At 71.3% G+C, this 13,525-nt stretch carries 12 protein-coding genes and 1 rRNA gene; 1 reads left to right on the top strand and 12 read right to left on the bottom strand.

Going from position 1 to position 13,525, the window contains the following annotated elements; genetic code table 11:
- Positions 1–13 precede the first annotated feature (13 nt).
- Positions 14–1,504 carry an MFS transporter gene (locus ACFC1T_RS30275; protein WP_375893588.1) on the top strand — a complete coding sequence of 497 codons (1,491 nt, stop codon included), beginning with the start codon at positions 14–16 and terminating at the stop codon, positions 1,502–1,504.
- A gap of 188 nt (positions 1,505–1,692) precedes the next feature.
- On the opposite strand, the gene ACFC1T_RS30270 is transcribed toward ACFC1T_RS30275, so the two are convergent.
- The 12 genes from ACFC1T_RS30270 to rrf all read right to left on the bottom strand — a co-directional run.
- Positions 1,693–3,084 carry a DNA polymerase IV gene (locus ACFC1T_RS30270; protein ID WP_375893587.1) on the bottom strand — a complete coding sequence of 464 codons (1,392 nt, stop codon included), beginning with the start codon at positions 3,082–3,084 and terminating at the stop codon, positions 1,693–1,695.
- Positions 3,085–3,171: 87 nt separating this feature from the next.
- Complete coding sequence (locus tag ACFC1T_RS30265) at positions 3,172–3,894, bottom strand: vancomycin high temperature exclusion protein (RefSeq protein WP_375893585.1); 723 nt, start codon at positions 3,892–3,894, stop codon at positions 3,172–3,174.
- Positions 3,895–3,991: 97 nt separating this feature from the next.
- A complete protein-coding gene (locus ACFC1T_RS30260; RefSeq protein WP_375893583.1) occupies positions 3,992–4,636 on the bottom strand; it encodes a MerR family transcriptional regulator in 645 nt (214 codons plus the stop codon).
- Positions 4,637–4,866: 230 nt separating this feature from the next.
- Entirely contained in the window at positions 4,867–5,343 is a 477-nt protein-coding gene (locus ACFC1T_RS30255; protein WP_375893581.1) for a bifunctional nuclease family protein, read from the bottom strand.
- Between the two features lie 98 nt (positions 5,344–5,441).
- The gene (locus ACFC1T_RS30250; protein WP_375893682.1) at positions 5,442–6,134 is read right to left on the bottom strand and encodes a MerR family transcriptional regulator; all 693 of its coding nucleotides are present in this window, start codon (positions 6,132–6,134) and stop codon (positions 5,442–5,444) included.
- 182 nt (positions 6,135–6,316) lie between these two features.
- Positions 6,317–6,859, bottom strand: coding sequence for an FHA domain-containing protein (locus ACFC1T_RS30245; RefSeq protein WP_360242294.1), 543 nt, complete (start codon positions 6,857–6,859; stop codon positions 6,317–6,319).
- A 562-nt stretch (positions 6,860–7,421) separates the two neighbouring features.
- Positions 7,422–8,273, bottom strand: a complete 852-nt coding sequence (locus tag ACFC1T_RS30240; RefSeq protein ID WP_375893681.1) for a DUF881 domain-containing protein — start codon at positions 8,271–8,273, stop codon at positions 7,422–7,424.
- Positions 8,274–8,517: 244 nt separating this feature from the next.
- Positions 8,518–8,850: a small basic family protein gene (locus ACFC1T_RS30235; protein ID WP_030062488.1), complete on the bottom strand. Its 333-nt coding sequence runs from the start codon at positions 8,848–8,850 to the stop codon at positions 8,518–8,520.
- The gene (locus ACFC1T_RS30230) at positions 8,847–9,932 is read right to left on the bottom strand and encodes a DUF881 domain-containing protein (RefSeq protein ID WP_375893579.1); all 1,086 of its coding nucleotides are present in this window, start codon (positions 9,930–9,932) and stop codon (positions 8,847–8,849) included. Before ACFC1T_RS30230 ends, ACFC1T_RS30235 begins: the two co-directional genes overlap by 4 nt.
- Positions 9,933–10,105: 173 nt before the next feature.
- Positions 10,106–12,601: a sugar phosphate nucleotidyltransferase gene (locus tag ACFC1T_RS30225; RefSeq protein ID WP_375893577.1), complete on the bottom strand. Its 2,496-nt coding sequence runs from the start codon at positions 12,599–12,601 to the stop codon at positions 10,106–10,108.
- Between the two features lie 124 nt (positions 12,602–12,725).
- Positions 12,726–13,346 carry a CDP-alcohol phosphatidyltransferase family protein gene (locus ACFC1T_RS30220; protein ID WP_375893575.1) on the bottom strand — a complete coding sequence of 207 codons (621 nt, stop codon included), beginning with the start codon at positions 13,344–13,346 and terminating at the stop codon, positions 12,726–12,728.
- A gap of 96 nt (positions 13,347–13,442) precedes the next feature.
- Positions 13,443–13,525: ribosomal RNA gene (gene rrf / locus ACFC1T_RS30215) — 5S ribosomal RNA — on the bottom strand; the annotation flags it as partial.

Here is a 13,525-nt window from a genome sequence, read left to right as displayed (position 1 = left end):
GGAGGAAGCAACCGTGAGTGAGGCACCACAGCCCACCACTGCGGCCGAGAAGCAGAGCAACGCCCGGGTCCTGCCGGCCCTCATCCTGGCGATGCTGTCCTTCAGCGTGGTGCAGACCGCGGTCGTCCCGATCCTGCCGTCGCTGGCCAAGGAACTGGACGTCTCCGGGTCGAACATCACCTGGCTGATGACCGCCAACCTGCTGTCCGCGGCCGTGCTGACTCCCCTGCTGGGCCGCTTCGGCGACCTCCGGGGCCGCAAGCCCATGCTGCTGATCTCGCTGGCCGGCCTGATCGCCGGTTCGGCGCTGGCCGTCTGCACCCACTCCTTCACCTGGCTGATCGTCGCCCGCGTCCTCCAGGGCGCCGGCGGTGGCGTGATGCCGCTGGCGATCAGCATCGTCCGTGACGAGCTGCCCAAGCGGAAGGTGACCGGCGGCGTCGCCGCCATCAGCGCCTCGATGGGCGTCGGCTCCGGCCTCGGCCTGGTCGCGACCGGCCTGCTGCTGGAGCACTGGAACTACAAGTCCATCTTCTGGATGGGCCTGGCCTTCGGCCTGCTCGCCATCGCCCTGGTCGCCTTCCGGGTCCCGACCGACCCGGTGACCGACAAGGAGGGCGGCGCCGACCCGCTCGGCGCGCTCACCCTGGCCGGCTGGCTCTCCGCCCTGCTGGTCGCGGTCAGCCAGGGCAACCACTGGGGCTGGACCTCCACCAAGACCCTCGGCCTGTTCGCCGTCGCCGCGGTGGTCGCCCTGATCTGGGGCGTCATCGAGACCAAGGTCGCCCACCCGCTGGTGGACCTCAAGATGATGGGCCGCCCGGCCGTCGCCTTCACCAACCTGGCCGGCCTGCTGATCGGCTTCGGCATGTACGGCTCGTTCATGGTCATCAGCAACTTCGCCCAGACCCCGGAGAAGCTGGCCCACTACGGCTTCACCGCGACCGTGCTGCACGCCGGCGTGATGCTGCTGCCGTCCGCGATCGGCTCGATGGTCGCCGCCCCGATCGGCGCCCTGATGATCGCCCGCCGCGGCCCGCGCCTGCCGCTGGTCCTCGGTGGCGTCCTCGGCGCGATCGCGATGGCCTACCTGGCCCTGCGGCACAGCGCCGAGGGCGACATCTACACCGCTTCCGCGATCTTCGGCCTCGGCATCGGCCTCGCCTTCGCCGCGATGCCCGCCTTCATCAACGGCGCCGTCCCGGTCGAGCAGAGCGGCATCGCCAACGGCATGAACTCCGTGCTGCGCACCGTCGGTGGCGCGATCGGCACCGCCGTGATGACCGCCATCCTGACCGGCGACACCATGAAGCTCCCGATCAAGATCCCGGTGCTGCTGCCCACCCTGGACGCCTACAAGCACGCGTTCTGGGTCACGGCCGTCGTCTGCGTCATCGCCGGCGTCGTCCCCTTCCTGATCCGCACCACCAAGCCGGCCGTCACCGTCGCCGGCGGCGCGGCCCGGCAGGACTCCAGCCCCGAGCTGGCCAAGACCGACGCCTGACGAGGCGTCCGGCCCGCGCGTTCAGGGACAGGACGCGCGGGCCCGGGCCTCCGCCCGGTCGCGAGGGCATCGCGACCGTCCGGGGCCCGGCACGGTATGCGGCCCCACCCGGTACTTCCTACCGGGTGGGGCCGTTCCGCGTTCCCGGGCCGCTACCGCGCCCGCCGCGGGCACCGCCCCTCAACCCCCTACGCCTCAGCCCCGTCCGCGTCCGGCTCCTCCGGCTGCCGCAGCGGCAGCGGCCGGGCCGGCTCCAGCGCCGGATCGTCCACCGCGAAGGTCCGCACCCGGCCCGGCCCGCTCCACGGCGTCTCGAACCGCACCGTCACCCGCCCCACTCCGCTGCCCTGGACCCACCCCGGCCCCAGCTCGGCGTGCCGGATGTCCTGTCCGGGCATCCAGCGCCGCACCACGACCTCCTCCGGCTCCTCCTCGGCCACCGCCGCCTCGGCCACCTCGGCGTGCTCCGCCGCCTCCTCCCGCAGCGCCTGCGCGAAGAGGTCCTCCTGGGTGTAGTCGGCCAGTTGGGCCACGCCCACCCCGAGCAGCCGCACCCCGCCGGTGATGTCCACCTGCTCGGCGAGGCGCCGGGCCGTCGCCGTGATCACCGCCGCGTCGTCGGTGGGCCCGCCCAGGGTCTCCGAGCGGGTCAGCGTCGAGAAGTCGAACCGCCGCACCTTGAGCACCACCGTCCGGCCCGAGCGCCCGGCCGAGCGCAGCCGCCGGACGCAGCGCCCGGCGAGCGCCTCCACCTCCCGCAGCACCCGGTCCCGGTCGGCCAGGTCCACCTCGTAGGTGTCCTCCACCGAGACGGACTTGGCATCCTGGTCGGCCACCACCGGCCGGTCGTCCAGGCCGGTCGACATGTGGAAGATCCCGGTGCCGTGCGCCCGCCCGAGCAGCTGGACCAGCTCCGCCTCCCCCGCCTCCGCGAGGTCCGCCACCGTGCTCAACCCGGCCCGGCGCAGCACCTGCTCGGTGGCCGGCCCGATCCCGGGCAGCGCCCGGACCGGCATCGGGCCGAGCACGGCCCGCTCCTGCCCCGGCTCGACCAGCACCAGCCCGTCCGGCTTGGCCTGCTCGGAGGCGATCTTCGCCATCAGCTTGGAGCCCGCCGCCCCCACCGAGCCGGTCAGCCCGGTGAGCCGCTGGATGTCCGCCCTGAGGTCCTCCGCCAGGGCCAGCACCAGCCGCTCCCCGGTCTCGTGGTCCGCCTCCGACAGCACCGGGCCGTACGGACCGGCCATCAGGTCGACGAAGGCCTCGTCCAGGCTCAACGGCTGCACCAGCGGAGACAGTTGGCGCAGCAGTCCCATCACGATCTCGCTGTTCTGCCGGTACGCCTCGAACCGCCCGGACAGGAAGGCCGCGTTGGGGCACAGCCGCCGCGCCTGGGCCATCGGCATCGCCGAGTGCACCCCGAACCGCCGCGCCTCGTACGAGGCCGTGGAGACCACCCCGCGCCCGCCGAGCCCGCCGACGACCACCGGCTTCCCGCGCAGGCTCGGCTTGGCCGCCTGCTCCACCGCCGCGAAGAAGGCGTCCATGTCGAGGTGGATGATGCTCGGCAGAGATCGCACCCGCCGATCATCGCGTACGGGTCCGACAGTGCGTACGAACCCGGCCGAGGTCCCGGCCGATGCCCGGCGCCCGCCCACGCCCCCCGGCTACTGCTTCGCGGCCTCCGCCAGCGCCTTCGGGATGCCGTCCTCCTTGGGCCCGAGGAACGCCGGGTCCGGCCGCAGCCAGACGTTCACCGCCGCCTTGCCCGCCCCGGCGACCTCCCGCAGCCCGCCGTACAGCCAGGTGGTGTCGTGCAGTTCCGGCACGCCGACCGCGTACGAGCGGATCCCCGCCGCCTCGCACAGCGCCAGCGCCCGACGGACGTGGAAGTCCTGGCTGACCAGCACCGCGCGGTCCACCCCGAAGATCCGGTGCGCCCTGGTGCAGGAGTTCCAGGTGTCGAAGCCCGCGTAGTCCCGCACCACCCGGTCCCCGGGGACGCCGTGCTCAGTCAGGTAGCGGTACATCGCGTCCGGCTCGTCGTACTCGATCCGCCCGTTGTCCCCGGTCACCAGGATGGCCTTGACCTTGCCCTCCCGGTACAGGTCCAGTGCCGCCACCAGCCGGTGCTCCAGGTACGGCGACGGCTTGCCCTGGTCCAGCCCGGCGCCGAAGACCACCGCCACCGGGGCCGAGGGCGCGCTCTCCACCGTGCCCACCCGGTCCCCCGCCCCGACCCACAGCCAGGCGCTGGGCGCCAGCGCGAGCGAGCAGAGCAGCGTCGTCGCCTGGAAGACCCTGCGCTGCGTACGGCGCTCCCGCAGCCGCGCCCGCACCCCGCCGGCCCGACGCCGCAGCAACTCCGATATCCCGGTGCCGACCTTCACGTGCCCCTCCCTCGATCGTTTCACCAGGCAACACGACGAGGCCGTGGGCCGGAACGGTTCCCCGTTCCCGCCCACGGCCCCGTGGAAGTGCTGCCGGTCAGACCGCCCGGTTGCGCCGCTGCGCCAGTTCGTCCGCCGGATCGTCACCGACCAGCGTCTCACCGGTGTCGGTCCGCTCCGCGTGCAGCCGCCCGAGGGTCGACTCCAGCTCCCGCCAGACCGCTCCGACCGCGATGCCGAACACGCCCTGACCGCCCTTCAACAGGTCGACCACCTGCTGCGGCGTGGTGCACTCGTACACCGTCGCGCCGTCGGACATCAGCGTCAGCCCGGCCAGGTCGGCCTGCTCGGCCGCCTGCAGATGGGCGACGGCCACCCGGATGTTCTGCAATGAGACGCCGGCGTCGAGCAGCCGTTTGACGATCTTCAACAGCAGCACGTCGCGGAAGCTGTAGAGGCGCTGACTGGTCGCCGGGTACACCGTGCGGACGCTGGGCTCCAACAACCCGGTGCGGGCCCAGTAGTCCAGCTGGCGGTACGTGATGCCGGCCGCCGCACAGGCCGTCGGGCCGCGGAAGCCGACCAGTTCGGACGTCGGGGCCAGCCGCTCGATCGCGGGCTGGCCCGGCTGCACGGCCGGGAACCTGCTCATCCTGGGCAGGTCCGACACGGTGCGAGCGGTGCGCGGCACGTGCACGGAGCACAGGCCTCCCACGGCCGCGTCATCGCCGGTGCTGCTCATGCCTACCTCCGTCCACTCGTGCTGCGGGCAACCGACTGCGGGCATCGGCCACCCGGACAGCCACTCCTGACGGTAGGCAGTCCCCTATGACCCGTCAACGATCGCCACGCCGGGCCAGACAAACCACATCACTCAGGAGAGTGGTTTTTCGTGCCCCTAGTGTGGGTAGGTGGACGGATTTTGGCAAAACGGCATGCAAAAAGGCTGACCAGCCCCGTCCGCCGTTCGCCCTACTGCGGGCCGCCGCCCCCGAAGTCCTCGGGCGACACCTGGTCGAGGAACTCGCGGAACTTCTCGACCTCGTCCTCCTGCTCGTCCGGGATCGCGATGCCCGCCTCCGCGAGCACCTCCTCGCTCCCGTAGATCGGCGTGCCGGTGCGCAGGGCCAGCGCTATCGCGTCGGACGGCCGGGCGCTCACCTCGACCCCGCCGGTGAAGACCAGCTCGGCGTAGAACACGCCCTCCCGCAGGTCGGTGATCCGGACCTCGGTGAGCTGCTGGCCGAGCGCTTCCAGGACGTCCTTGAACAGGTCGTGCGTCAGCGGGCGCACCGGAGTCATGCCCTGCTGGGCGAAGGCGATCGCGGTCGCCTCGCCGGGGCCGATCCAGATCGGCAGGTATCGATCTCCCCCGACCTCCCGAAGCAGCACGATCGGCTGGTTGGAAGGCATCTCCACCCGGACACCCACGACGTCGAGCTCATTCACACAGGCAACCCTATGGCTCCGACCCCGGATATGAAAGCGCAGGGCCGACGCCGCTGGTCAGCGCGGTGCACCGGGCCCGCGGCGGGCGTCCCCACGCTCTAGGACCGGGGCCGCAGACCGGCCTGGACCATGGCCGCGTGCAGCCGTACGGACAGCGTGGCCAGCTCCCGCGCGGTGGCCTCCGCGTGCGCCCGGGTCTGCGGGTTCCGGTGCCGGCGCAGCGGCGCCACCACCTGCTCCACCAAGGCGATCTCGCGGTCCGCCGCCGCCTTCATCGCCCTCAGGTGCCGCGGCTCCAGCCCGTACCGGCCGAGTTCGGCCACCAGCCGGGCCACCTGGAGCGCCTCCCCGTCGTACCCGCCGTCGGGGCCCGGCATGACCAGCCCGTACGCCTCCCACTCGGCCAGTTCGGGCTCCCCCGCCCCGGCGGCGGCCAGCAGTTCGGCCCGCCCCAGCCGGACCCCGGAGGCGACCTCGGCCGAGGCCACCAGCTCGCGGTCGGCCTCCTCCAGCGGGCCGGGCCGGGCGTCGGCGGCCGGCAGCGCGGGCGGGGCCTCACCGCGCTCGATCGCGTCCAGGTGCTCGCGGATCACCCGCAGCGGCAGGTAGTGGTCCCGCTGCATCCGCAGGACGTAGGCCAGCCGCTCCACGTCGGCGGGGCTGAACTTGCGGTACCCCGAGGGGGTGCGCTGCGGCTCGACCAGCCCCTCCGCCTCCAGGAAGCGGATCTTGGAGATGGTCACCTCGGGGAAGTCGTCGCGCAGGAAGGCCAGCACCGCGCCGATGCTCAGCAGTTCGTCACCGCCGCGCCGGCGGCCGGCGGGCCGGTCCGGACGGACCGGCTGCCGGGGGGCCGCGACCACCCCGCGCCCGCCGCGGTCCGCCTGCGGACCGGACGACGACGCAGGGTTGGCCGCCCCGAGAGAAGAGGAAGGAGTATTCGTATTCACTCGGGCTCCCGCCGACGTTGGTTTCAGTACCCCCGGTTGTGGCCGGCGAAGAACACCAGCCGGTACTTCCCGATCTGCACCTCGTCGCCGTTGTTCAGCGGCACCTCGTCGATCCGCTCCCGGTTGACGTAGGTGCCGTTCAGGCTGCCCACGTCCGCGACGCTGAATCCGGCCGGGGTGCGGCGGAACTCCACGTGGCGGCGGGAGACCGTGACGTCGTCCAGGAAGATGTCACCCTGCGGGTGACGCCCCGCCGTGGTGACGTCCGAGTCCAGCAGGAACCGGCTGCCCGAGTTCGGACCGCGCTGGACGATCAGCAGCGCCGAGCCCGGCGGCAGCGCGTCGATCGCCGACAGCACCTCGGCCGACAGCGCCGGCGTGGTCCCGGTGCCGGTGGTGGCGGAGGGGTCGTAGGACTCCAGACCGGAGATCGAGATCGTCGAGGTGGTCTCCGCCGCCCCCTCCGGCAGCAGGCCGCCGCGCAGCGCCGTACCGCAGTTGGAACAGAAGCGGGCCGCGGCCGGGTTCTGGTTGCCGCACCTGGGGCACGGAGTGGGGCCAGCCATGTTCACAGCCTCCTGGCGCGGCACACCCGACGGGTTGTGCCCGGCGTACGGGTCCGGGGCAAACCCTCCACCAGAGGTTGAGGGTCCTGACGGGAAACCTATGCGCGGGTCGCCGGAGGGGTCAACCGACGCGCCGTAGCCCGCCGGATTCCCGGCGTACTGCGCGGCACCGTCCCGGTACAGCTGCTGACCGGCGTACTGACCGGCCTCGGGGGCGGGGCGCATGCCCGGCACCGCGGGCTCGTCCTCCGACCGGCGGTGCCGGGCGGTCGGCGCCTCGACGGCGGCCGCGTCGCGGCCCTTGTTGCGACCGAACAACTTCGAGAAGAAACTCACGGGCGAATCCCCTTGCGTGTGACAGACCCGCCCGCGGGGCAGGGTGAGAACCTCGGACAGGCTGCGGGCCCGGTTGCGGCTCGGGCCTGCTGGAGTGGTACTCCGACGTGTGGTGTTGCGGTTGGTGCTACGGAGCGTACTGGTGCGAACCAGTCTCCCCCACGCGACGACGACACCCCGCACCGGGTGCCGCGGGCCCGTGACGGGCCGTTCGTCGAGCGCCCCGTCACTTCGAAGCCGGCTTGGCGTACTGCGGCGTCTTCAGATCCACCAGGGCGTCCACGACCACCTTCTGCTGCTGGGTGATCGTCGCCCGCGCCTGGTGGCTCTCCAGGGTGCGCACGACGCCCCCCGGGATGTTCAGCGCGGGCGTCAGGTCCTGCGGGTTCCCCACGACGGTGAACCGATAGGGCTGCGAGACCTTCTTCCCGTCGATCTGCACCCCACCGCCCGACAGGTCGGTGAAGTAGGTGTTGACCACCACGCGCACATCGTTGATCTGAATCGCCTCCGCCCCCGCCGCTCGAAGTTCCTGCAGGGTGTCCAGCAGCATATCCGCCTTCACCTGCCCTTGGGGGTCATCGACCGTGAGGACGATGCCCGGACCAGTGGCTTTGACCGTACCGGCCAGCACACCCAGTTCGGTCATCTTCTTCCTGGTCTGCTCCTGGGCCTCCTTGGCCTGGTTGGAGCTGTTCTCCAACTTGCCCAGGGACTGCTCGAGCTCGGCCTTCTCCTGTTGCAGACGCTGCTGACGGCTGTCCAGTTCGTCGAGGATCCGGACCAGGTCCTCCTGGCGGGCCCCGCGCAGCTGGTTGTGGTGGTCGTTGGTCGACCGCACCTGGATCGCCAGCCCCAGCCCGAGCGAGAACAGCAGCAGCGCCACCACCAGCTGCCCGCGCGACAGCCGCGGCGGCCAGACCGCCGCCTTCAACCGCCGCCGACCGGCGTTCCGGTCCCCGGCGGGCGGCTCCTCGACGGCCTCCGACTCCTCGACGGCCGGCGGCTCCGCTGCTTCCGACGGCTCGTCGGTGCCGGCCTCGGCCTCGGCCTCGACGGGCGCCTTCGTCAGCCGCACCGGCGACGGCGGCGCCGCGGACACGGTCTCAAGCTCAGCCTCAGCGTCAGACTTCTCCGACTCCCCGGCAGCTCCGAGCTCGTCCCGGTCGGCCCCGGCCACCGCCGAGGCCTCCTCGACGGCCTTCCCCGGCGACTCCTCCGGAGCCTTCCCGGCCGCCTTCCCGCCCGGCTCCGCGACGGTCTCCTCGACCGTCGGCGCCGCTGCCTCCGCCGGCTCCTCCGCCGCCGCCCCGCGGCCCTGCTCAGGCACGGAAGACATGGCGCCGGATCGCCGCCGCGTTGGAGAAGATGCGGATGCCGAGGACGACGACCACACCCGTGGACAGCTGCGAACCGACACCCAGCTGGTCGCCCAGGAAGACGATCAGCGCGGCGACCACCACGTTCGACAGGAACGAGACGATGAAGACCTTGTCGTTGAAGATCCCGTCCAACATCGCCCGGACGCCGCCGAACACCGCGTCCAGCGCCGCCACCACCGCGATCGGCAGGTACGGCACGACGGCGTCGGGCACCTCGGGTTGGACGAAGAGCCCGACGACCACCCCGATCACGAGACCCAGTACGGCAATCACGGTCTAGCTGCTCCTGTCCCTGTGGTGGTCTTGGTCGATCCGCCGGACGGCCGCCGCTTCGGGGACGGCCCGGCACCGGGCGCGGACGGTGAAACGGACGCGGCGGGGCTCTCCGAGGTTCCCGGGACGCTCGTCGGCGTCCCGCTCTGACCGGCCGACGGACCGGCTGACGGGGACGCCGACGCGGACCCGGTCGGCGAGGCCTCGGGCGTGACGGGCTGGGCGCTCCGCAGCGACACGCCGACCGCCGCCGGCAGGGTCAGGCTCTTCTGGGTGGAGAGCGTCGACTTGATGCCGTACTTCTCCTCCAGCAGCCGCAGGTACTGCCCGGCCATGTCGTTCTCGAAGGCGGTGAGGAGCTTCGGCCCGTCCCCGATCGCCTGGATGTTGTACGGCGGCACGAGCGGCCGGTTGTCCACCAGCACGGCCTCACCGGCCGCCCGGATCGCGGACAGCGCGGTCAGCCGCTGGCCGTTGATCGAGACGGCCTCCGCCCCGGATCCCCACAGACCGTTCACCACCAGTTGCAGGTCCCGGTCGCGCAGCCGGCCGCTGTTGGAGAAGCCCTGCCCGGCCCGGGGGTCGACGTTGCCCCCGCCGCCGGTGCCGGCCGCGTCCTCCAGGACCAGCTTCACCCCGGGCCCGGTGACCTCCCCCAGCCCGACCTCACCGGTCAGGCCGCTGCTGCCGCCGTCCCCGGAGGCCAGCGCCTGCTGCTGGGTGTCGTCGACCTTGCGCCGCAGGTCCTGGACCTCCTTCTGCAGGCGGTCCGCCGAGCCGTTGCTGTCGTTGATCCGGTGGATCAGCGCGTCCCGTTCCTTGGCCAGCGTCGGTTCCGCCTTGTGGGCGTTCACCGCGCCGATGGTGACCACGGTTCCGACCAGCGCCAGTCCGGCGCCGAGCGTCAGCAGTCCGCGCAGCGTGCGGGGTATCCGGCTGTCGTGCTCACCGCCCCGGGCCGCGGCCGCCTCGGCGTAGCCCTCGTCCAGGCTGTGGTCCATCACGTTGGTCAGCAGGGACATCGAGGCGTCGGGGCGGTTGTACCGCCCGTTCGGAGCACTCGGCGTCGGCGTCGCTGGCATGCGGACCATCGTCCCACGACGGCGGAGGGCCCTGCGCACGGCCCCTGAGCTGCACACACGCCATACACATGGACGGAAAGCGACGGACCATTCCGAATGAGGTGAAAACGGACAACGGGGCGTGCGGACAGCTCCGCACGCCCCGCCGTTCAGGGGGCCGTCTGCTCAGGACGTCACCGCCCCGCGCCCTCCACCACCGCCGCCCACTCGTCCAGCAGGGCATCGGTGGCCTCGTCGTCCGGACCCTCGGCCCACAGGTGGGTGACCGCCTCGGCCGGATCCGGCAGCACCAGCGTCCAGCGCCCGTCGGCCTCGACGACCCGGACACCGTCCGTGGTGTCCAGCCGCCGGCTGCCGGCCGCCTCCACCACCGAACGCATCACCATGCCCTTCGCCGCCCACGGCGTCGCGATGTCCCGCCGCCGGATGTGCGCCTGCGGGATCCGCGCGTCGATCTGGCTCAGCGTGAGCTGGGTCCGCGCCACCAGGCCGACCAGCCGGACGAAGGCCGCGGCGCCGTCCAGCACCCCGCTGAACTCGGGCACCACGAAGCCGCCGCGCCCGTCCCCGCCGAACACCGTGCCCTCGGCGGCGGCCGCCTTCGCGAGGTCGTCCGGCGTGGTCGTGGTCCAGATGACCTGGGTCCCGTGGTACGCCGCGACCTGCTCGGCGATCCGGGTCGTGGTCACCGGCAGCGCCACCTGCCCGCTGCGCCGCTCCGCCGCGACCAGGTCCAGCAGCACCAGCAGCGCCCGGTCGTCGTCGATCACCCGACCGAGCTCGTCCACGAAGGCGACCCGCTCGCCGACCGGGTCGAACCGCACCCCGAAGGCCGCCCGCGAGGAGGCCACCAGCTCGCCGAGCCTGGCCAGCCCGGCCCGCCGGGTCTCCGCGTCCTCGGTCGGCCGCGCCTCGTCCAGCCCGCTGGAGACGGTCAGCGCCTCCACCCCGAGCCGGCCGAGGATGCTGGGCAGAACCAGCCCGGCGCTGCCGTGCGCGGTGTCCACCACCACCTTCAACCCGGCCTCCCGGACCCCGGTGGTGTCCACCGCCCGCAGCAGGTTGCCCGCGTAGGAGTCAAAGACGCTGGACGGGAAGGTCAGGTCCCCGATCTCGCCCGGGAACGCCCTCCGGTACTCCTGACGTGCGTAGACCCGGTCGAGCTTGCGCTGCCCGGCCTGCGAGAGGTCCGCCCCGCGCTCGTCGAAGAAGAGGATGTCCAACGAGTCCGGCACACCCGGCGTGGTCCGCAGGAAGATCCCGCCCGCGCTCCCCCGCGCGGTGTGCTGCCGGGCCACCGGCATCGGCACGTTCTCCAGGTCGCGGACGTCGATCGCGGAGGTCTGCAGCGCCGAGATCATCGCCCGTTTGAGCGCACGGGCACCACGCGAGTGGTCACGCGCAATGGTGACGGTGGCCCCCTTCTTCAAGGTCGTGGCGTACGCGCCCGCCAGCCGCACGGCCAGCTCCGGGGTGATCTCGACGTTGAGGATGCCGGAGACGCCGCGGAGCCCGAAGAGGTGCTCCTGGCCGCGCGACTCCCAGATCACCGAGGTGTTGACGACGGCGCCGGCCTCGATGGTCTTGAACGGGTAGACCCGGACGTTGGCCCCGATGATCGACTCCTCGCCGATCAGGCACTCGTCCCCGATCACCGCGCCGTCCTCGATCCGCGCGGCCCGCATCACATCGGTGTTCTTGCCGACCACGCAACCGCGCAGATTGCTCTGCGGTCCGACGTAGACGTTGTCGTGCACCACCGTCTTGTGCAGGAAGGCACCGCGCTTGACCACCACGTTGCTGCCCAGCACGGTGTGCTCGCGGATCTCCACGCCGGCCTCGACCTTGGCGTAGTCCCCGATGTACAGCGGCCCGCGCAGCACCGCCTCCGGGTCCACCTCCGCCCCTTCGGCCACCCAGACGCCCGGCGAGATCTCGAAGCCGTCGAGCTCGACCTCGACCTTGCCCTCCAGGACGTCCGCCTGGGCCTTGCCGTAGCTCTCGTGGGTGCCCACGTCCTCCCAGTAGCCCTCGGCGACGTAGCCGTAGACCCGCTTGCCCTCCTTCAACAGCTGTGGGAAGACGTCACTCGACCAGTCCACGGACTCACCCGCGGCGACGTACTCGAAGACCTCCGGCTCCATCACGTAGATACCGGTGTTCACCGTGTCGGAAAAGACCTGGCCCCAGGTCGGCTTCTCCAGGAAGCGCTCGACCCGGCCGTCCTCGTCGGTGATCGTGATTCCGAACTCCAGGGGATTCGGCACCCTGGTGAGACAGACCGTGACCAGTGCGTTCTTACTGCGGTGAAAGTCGATCAATTCGGAGAGATTGAAGTCGGTCAGCGCGTCACCGGAGATCACCAGAAAGGAGTCGTCCTTGAGCGCGTCCTCGGCGTTCTTGACACTCCCCGCAGTGCCTAGTGGCGTCTCCTCATGGGCATACGTGAGGTGCATGCCCAGTTCCTCGCCGTCACCGAAGTAGTTCTTGACGAGTGACGCCAGGAACTGCACGGTGACGACGGTGTCGGAGAGGCCGTGCCGCTTCAGCAGCCGAAGCACGTGCTCCATGATCGGCATATTCGCGACCGGAAGCAGCGGCTTCGGCATGCTGGAGGTCATCGGGCGGAGTCGGGTGCCCTCGCCCCCTGCCATTACTACGGCTTTCATTACGGGTGCGTCCTCCTTCGCGGTGGTGGACCTGCAGGTCCATCAAACCGTTCCAGAGGGTTCTCTACCCGGAAGGTATCGTCCGACGCACCGGGACGGCGTGGGACTTCTCTCAGATCACGTCTCAGACTGTGGACGCCGAGCCCGCGGGGCCCGCCTTGATGATCTGCCGCGCCTGCACCGCGTAAAGGATCGCCGACCACCAGTACAGCGTGGTCCCCCACCAGATGAAGGCCCAGCTCACCACCTCGGCCGGCCGCGCGATCCAGCTGTCGATGCCGCCGAGCAGGAGAAGCGGAAACGCGTACATCAGATTGAAGGTCGCGGCCTTGCCGAGGAAACTCGTCTGGAGCGGCCCGTAACCGTGCCGGTTCAGAATGGGCAGCAACGAGGCGATGAAGACCTCGCGGGCCAGCAGAATCGCCGTCACCCACCACGGCAGGAACTCACGCCACGTCAATCCGACGAGCGTGGACAGCACATAGAGCCGGTCGGCCAGCGGATCCAGCAGCTGCCCCACCCGGCTGATCTGCCCCCACCGCCTGGCGAGCTTTCCGTCCAGGTAGTCGCTGATTCCGCTGAGCATCAGGATCAGCAGCGCCCACCCGTCGTTCTTCGGCCCGCCGAAGACGGGCCACAGAATGAGCCAGAGAAAAACCGGAACGCCGACCAGCCGGCCCATGCTCAGCAGGTTGGGGATGGTGAGGACGCGATCGGTCTGGACCCGCGTCTCCTGGACCTCCACCCGGGTACTCCTGTCCTGTGTCACGACAATGCACGTTGACCCTACAACAGAAAAGCCCCCGCCCGGTTCACCCGGCGGGGGCTCTTCTGAATGATTGTTCGGCGGCGTCCTACTCTCCCACAGGGTCCCCCCTGCAGTACCATCGGCGCTGTGAGGCTTAGCTTCCGGGTTCGGAATGT

It is taken from the genome of Kitasatospora sp. NPDC056076 (assembly GCF_042266305.1).
Taxonomy (GTDB): Bacteria; Actinomycetota; Actinomycetes; order Streptomycetales; family Streptomycetaceae; genus Kitasatospora.
This window is presented reverse-complemented; position numbering and strand designations above follow the sequence as displayed.

Bases quoted from the DNA above. Each gene is read 5' to 3' on its own strand.
- ACFC1T_RS30260 (WP_375893583.1), bottom strand. From the start codon at position 4,636: ATGAGCAGCACCGGCGATGACGCGGCCGTGGGAGGCCTGTGCTCCGTG.
- ACFC1T_RS30245 (WP_360242294.1), bottom strand. From the start codon at position 6,859: ATGGCTGGCCCCACTCCGTGCCCCAGGTGCGGCAACCAGAACCCGGCC.
- ACFC1T_RS30230 (WP_375893579.1), bottom strand. From the start codon at position 9,932: ATGCCAGCGACGCCGACGCCGAGTGCTCCGAACGGGCGGTACAACCGC.
- ACFC1T_RS30225 (WP_375893577.1), bottom strand. From the start codon at position 12,601: ATGAAAGCCGTAGTAATGGCAGGGGGCGAGGGCACCCGACTCCGCCCG.